Consider the following 5,123-nt stretch of genomic DNA (forward strand, 5'->3'; position numbering starts at 1 on the left):
GGTCGACCATCAGCGACCCGCTCACCGGCACCTCGCTCAGCGCACTGGTGATCGGCGGTGGCAATCCGCGCCTGGACCCGGAGAAGGCCGATACGCTGACCGTCGGCTTCACCTGGGCGCCGGCCCGTGCCCCGGGCCTGATCATGTCGGTGGACTACTTCGACATCGAGATCAAGGACGTGATCACCCAGGTGTCGGCGCAGGAGACCGTGCTGCGCTGCATCGCCGGCAACCAAGCCATGTGTGGCCGCGTGGTGCGCGACGGCAACGGCGAGATCGAGCGGATCAACTCCAACTACGTCAACCTGGCCGAGTACCGCACCAACGGCGTGGACGTGGACCTGATGTACAGCCTGCCGGCAGCCACGCTGTTCGCCGCGATGCCTGGCCAGTTCCACGCCCGCGTGCTGGCGACCTGGGTGGACAGCCTGACCACCTACGACGGCAAGAACAGCTTCGAGTACGTCACCTCGCAGGGCCTGACCGGCGGCTCGGGCGTGCCGCGCTGGCGCGGCAACGCCACCTTCGGCTGGCGCGGCGACCGCTATTCGGCGCAGGCGCGCGCGCGTTACCTGTCCGCCGGCGTCTACAACAACCAGTTGCAGCTGACCAACGGCGACATCGGTTCCTACGTGTACTGGGACGTGGGCGGACGCATGCGCCTGCCGATGTCCGCGGACCGCGAGTTCGAGATCTACGCCGACATCAGCAACCTGTTCGACAGGAAATCGCCGCTGGGCGCGGTAGGCTCGCCGTACTACGACGTGGTCGGCCGCTACTACACGCTGGGCGCCCGCATGCGTTTCTGAGCCTGGTCGCGGCGGGATGATCGTCAGTCCCGCCGCGGCGCTTCCCGTCCCTGGAGGAAACCCCCTTGAACATGACCCGTTCCGCTTCCCCTCGCCGCCTGCATCCGCGCCGTCCGCTGCTGGCCGCCGCGTTGCTGGCCAGCCTGTGGCTGCCCGGCACGCTGCTGGCGCGCAGCGCACCGGCCGCGCCGCTGCAGGCCGAGGCGCAACGCCTGGCCAGCCTGCTGCCCGGGGGCGAGCTGGGTGCGGCCATCGTGCACCTGGAAAGCGGACGCAGCGTCTACATCAACGGTGATCGGCCGTTCCCGATGGCCAGCACGATGAAGGTGCCGGTGGCGGTGCATATCCTCGCGCTGGTCGATGAAGGCACGCTGTCGCTGCAGCAGCAGGTCACGCTGAAGGCCGATGACATCTATCCGGAGATGGGCGGGCCGATGGACCTGCACCTGAGCGCCGGTTCGGCGATCACCGTACGCGACCTGCTGCACATGATGATCACCGTCAGCGACAACAACGCCACCGACATCCTGATCCGGCTCGGCGGCGGCACTGCCGCGGTGGACGCACGCATGCGCGCGCTGGGCATCGACGGCCTGCGCGTGGACCGCTACATCTGGGAGCTGCTGGCCAACTACCGTGGCAACGCTGCCTCGCAGGCCCAGCCGATGGGCCCGGCCGCCTACGCCGAACTCTCGCGCGGCGAGCGCAGCGAGGAGCAGCGGCGCAGCCACACCAACGCCTGGAACGCCGACCCGCGCGACACCAGTACCGCGCGCGCGATGACGTTGCTGCTGGAAAAGACATGGAAGGGGCAGGTGCTGAGCCTGGCCAGCCTGGAGGTGCTGCAGGCGATCATGCGCGATACCCGCACCGGCACCGCGCGCCTGCCCGGCATGCTGCCGCGCGACACGCCGGTGGCGCACAAGACCGGCACGGTGGGCGACGTGATCAACGATGTCGGCGTGATCACCCTGCCGGGCGGACGCGGCCATGCGGTGATCAGCGTGTTCGTGCAGTCGCGCGCCAGCAGCCAGGAGCGCGACGCGGCCATCGCCCAGCTGGCGCGGGCGGCGCATGACTACTTCCTGTTCGTGCCCTGAGCGCGCGTGGTGCTCAGCAGGCGGTGCTGAGCAGGCGCACCAGCTGGGCGCGGTGGCCGACGTCGAGCTTGCGGTAGATCGCGCTGATCTGGCTTTCGATGGTCTTGCGCGAGCGGCTCAGGTGATGGGCGATCTCGTCGTTGCGCAGGCCATCGACGACCAGTTCGGCCACGCGTTGTTCGGTGGGCGAGAGCTTGGACCATACCGGCCGCTGGCTGCCCGCCGGCGCGGCCGTGGCCAGGCACAGCAGGTACAGCGGTTGCAGTGGATGGGCCGGCAGCTGTGCTTCCAGGCGGATGTGCAGCGCCTTGCCCGGACATCGCGGGTGGCTGACCGTCGTGCTGCTGCCGGGGGCGACTGCACCGGGCTGGCCGAGCCAGCGGCGCAGTTCCGCGGCGATGACAACCGGCAGCCCGGACCGGTCCGGTTCCAGCCAGTCGGCGCACAGCCGCTGCGCCGCGGGGGACAGGCTGATCGGGTGCAGCTCGTGGTCGAGGATCAGCTCCGGCAGGCTCTGCCGGTCGAGCAGTGCCTGGTAGACGCTGCGGCGTTCGTCGCGCAGTGAGCGCAGGCGCTGCAGTCCGGCGGACATCAGCGGGTGCAGCTCGTCCAGGAACTGCTGGTGGCCGTCGGTGATCTGTTCGTGGCCTTCGCGCATGCGGATGCTCAGCACCGCTTCCAGGCCGTCCTCGCCCCAGAACGCCATGTGGATGAACTCGTGCCAGCCCGGCGCCGGGTTCTGCGCGCGCAGCCGTTGCCGCGCCTGTGCGTCGCCGGAGGCGATCTGCGACAGCGTGTACCAATGGATGCGCGGATGCTGCTGCAGGTAGGGCGCGGCCACGTCCAGGCTGCGCAGGGGCGGTGGCAGGCCGGAAGGCGTCTCGCCGAGGAAGTGCAGGCTGCGCTGCGGCTGGTAGCCGCAGGTGATGTCGTACATCAGCGTGCACGAATGGCAGGGCAGGCGTTGGCTGACCAGGTCCACGCAGGCGCGCCACAGGGCATGCATGTCCAGCGCCCGGAGCATGTCCTGCTTGGCTTGTACCGGGCAGGCATCGGGATTCACCGCGATGTCATGTTCACGTCCGACCATGGTGTTGCATGTCCCCGAGCCATAAAACGCAGCGGCCGTGACCGCTGTGATCCCCGTACGTCGTGCCGCGCCAGATGCCCGGCCCGGACAGGGACCGGCATGGACCCTTCTAGCACCCCGTCGCGCGGGCAGGCAAGCCTCGCCCGGGCGGGCGTGGCGACGCTGGGGGCGGGGACGGCAGGGTGGGGCAGCGCGATGCGCTCGTGCGTGCAGCTGCCGGGCCGGTGGGCGCGCCTCAGCCGGTGAGCTCGGCCATGCGGCTGTCCGGTGCCGGTTCGGTCATGCCGAAGCGTTCGTCCAGTGCCCGGTACTCGCTGGGCGTCATGCCGACGGTGGCCTTGAACTGCCGCGCGAACGCGCTCTGGTCACTGAAGCCGCAACGCTGGCCGATGCCGGCGATGCTGCCCTCGCCACGCAGCAGCCGCATCGCCATCTCGATGCGCAGCTTGATCATGTACTGCTGCGGGGTGAGCTGGAACACGTGGCGGAAGTGGCGCTCCAGCTGCGCCAGCGACATGCCCGCGCGTTCGGCCAGCTGCGGCGTGCGCAGGTTGGTCTCGAAATGCAGCTGCATGTGCGCCACCACCTTGTCGAGCTGGGCGAACGCCGAGTGGCGGCTGTTGGGGCGGCCGAGGTCGCGCGAGACGCCCATCAACCCGGTGATGGCGCCATCGGTGTACATCGGCCGTTTCAGGGTGAGGCACCAGCCCGGGCGCCGGTTCGGGTACAGGTGCACTTCCAGGCGGTCGGCGATCGGGTCGCCGCCGAGGACCTGCTGGTCCTGCAACAGGTAACGGTTGCCCAGCGGCGCGGGGAACACCTCCAGCGGCGAGCGCCCGATCACTTCGCCACGCTTCTTCCTGCCCAGCCGCTGCACCAGGGTGAGGTTGCAGTGCGTATAGCGCCCCTGCCGGTCCTTGATGAAGAACACGGTGTCGGGAAGTGCATCGAACAGGTCCTGCACATCGCTTGAGGAGTGGCGTGCATCCAGGGGCGTCGTCATCACGGTGGCGGCCTTCAGGGTGGCGTGCGGCCGATCCTAGCGCATGCCGGAAGGCGTTTGCGCGTGTTCAGGTGGCTGTGCCGAATTCCGCATGAGCACGCCCAATCGCCTGCTATTCGGGCCTGCGCGGCGAATGGGAGCATGGCCGCATGCACCGGATAGACATCATCGATTCGCATACCGCAGGCGAGCCCACCCGGGTCGTGCTTGGCGGATTTCCCGATCTTGGCCAGGGCAGCCTGCAGCAGCGCCGCGAGCGTTTTGCCGGGCAGTTCGACCATTGGCGCGCGGCGCTGGCGTGCGAGCCGCGTGGCTCGGACACGATGGTCGGCGCACTGCTGCTGCCGGCGCAGGATCCGGCCGCGTGCACCGGGGTGATCTTCTTCAACAACGTCGGCTACCTGGGCATGTGTGGCCACGGCACCATCGGCGTGGTCCGCACGCTGGCCGAGCTGGGCCGCATCGGCGCGGGCCGGCATCGCATCGAGACGCCGGTGGGCACGGTGGGCGTGGAACTGTTCGCCGATGGCCGGGTCGCGGTCGACAACGTCGAGAGCTGGCGGTACCAGGCCGATGTCGTGGTCGAGGTGGCCGGGCATGGCCCGGTGCGCGGCGACGTCGCCTGGGGCGGCAACTGGTTCTTCATCACCGCGCAGGCGCCGTGCACGGTGGAGCTGGCCAACCAGCGTGCGCTCACCGCCTATACCGAGGCCATCCGCGTGGCGCTGGAACAGGCCGGCATCCGCGGCCAGGACGGCGAGATCGACCACATCGAAGTCAACGCCACCGCACCGGACGGCAGCGGGCAGATGCGCAATTTCGTGTTGTGCCCGGGGCTGGCCTACGACCGTTCGCCGTGTGGCACCGGCACCAGCGCCAAACTGGCCTGCCTGGCCGCCGACGGCAAGCTCGGCGCGGGTGAGCACTGGACGCAGCAGGGCGTGCTGGGTACCGCGTTCGAAGCGTCCTACCAGCCCGGTACGCGCGGCATCCTGCCGCGCATCATCGGCCAGGCGTGGATCACCGCGCGTGCCACCGTGCTGATCGACCCGGCTGACCCGTTCGCCTGGGGCATTGGCGGTCCGCGGCCGTGAGTGCAGGCGGTACGTTCGAGCTGATCA

5 protein-coding genes are annotated in these 5,123 nt (G+C 69.5%); 3 read left to right on the plus strand and 2 right to left on the minus strand.

The window, feature by feature from the left end:
- Positions 1-809, plus strand: an 809-nt coding sequence (locus VA603_RS08480; RefSeq protein ID WP_323438523.1) for a TonB-dependent receptor domain-containing protein, incomplete at its 5' end; no start/stop codon positions are given.
- Positions 810-880: 71 nt separating this feature from the next.
- A complete protein-coding gene (gene bla / locus VA603_RS08485) occupies positions 881-1,909 on the plus strand; it encodes a class A beta-lactamase (RefSeq protein ID WP_323438524.1) in 1,029 nt (342 codons plus the stop codon).
- Positions 1,910-1,922: 13 nt separating this feature from the next.
- On the opposite strand, the gene VA603_RS08490 is transcribed toward bla, so the two are convergent.
- Positions 1,923-2,999 (minus strand): helix-turn-helix transcriptional regulator, encoded by a 1,077-nt coding sequence (locus tag VA603_RS08490; RefSeq protein ID WP_323438525.1) that lies wholly within the window; start codon positions 2,997-2,999, stop codon positions 1,923-1,925.
- A gap of 235 nt (positions 3,000-3,234) precedes the next feature.
- The gene (locus VA603_RS08495) at positions 3,235-4,002 is read right to left on the minus strand and encodes an AraC family transcriptional regulator (protein WP_192287128.1); all 768 of its coding nucleotides are present in this window, start codon (positions 4,000-4,002) and stop codon (positions 3,235-3,237) included.
- Between the two features lie 149 nt (positions 4,003-4,151).
- Between VA603_RS08495 and VA603_RS08500 the strand changes: the two genes are divergently transcribed.
- The gene (locus tag VA603_RS08500; RefSeq protein WP_323438526.1) at positions 4,152-5,096 is read left to right on the plus strand and encodes a proline racemase family protein; all 945 of its coding nucleotides are present in this window, start codon (positions 4,152-4,154) and stop codon (positions 5,094-5,096) included.
- The last annotated feature ends 27 nt before the right edge of the window (positions 5,097-5,123 follow it).

This window comes from Stenotrophomonas capsici (assembly GCF_034961085.1).
GTDB classification, from domain to species: domain Bacteria; phylum Pseudomonadota; class Gammaproteobacteria; order Xanthomonadales; family Xanthomonadaceae; genus Stenotrophomonas; species Stenotrophomonas capsici.

What these genes read in the sequence shown, in the direction of transcription:
- VA603_RS08495 (WP_192287128.1), bottom strand. Translation starts at nt 4,002, where the DNA reads ATGACGACGCCCCTGGATGCACGCCACTCCTCAAGCGATGTGCAGGAC.
- bla (WP_323438524.1), top strand. Translation starts at nt 881, where the DNA reads ATGACCCGTTCCGCTTCCCCTCGCCGCCTGCATCCGCGCCGTCCGCTG.
- VA603_RS08500 (WP_323438526.1), top strand. Translation starts at nt 4,152, where the DNA reads ATGCACCGGATAGACATCATCGATTCGCATACCGCAGGCGAGCCCACC.
- VA603_RS08490 (WP_323438525.1), bottom strand. Translation starts at nt 2,999, where the DNA reads ATGGTCGGACGTGAACATGACATCGCGGTGAATCCCGATGCCTGCCCG.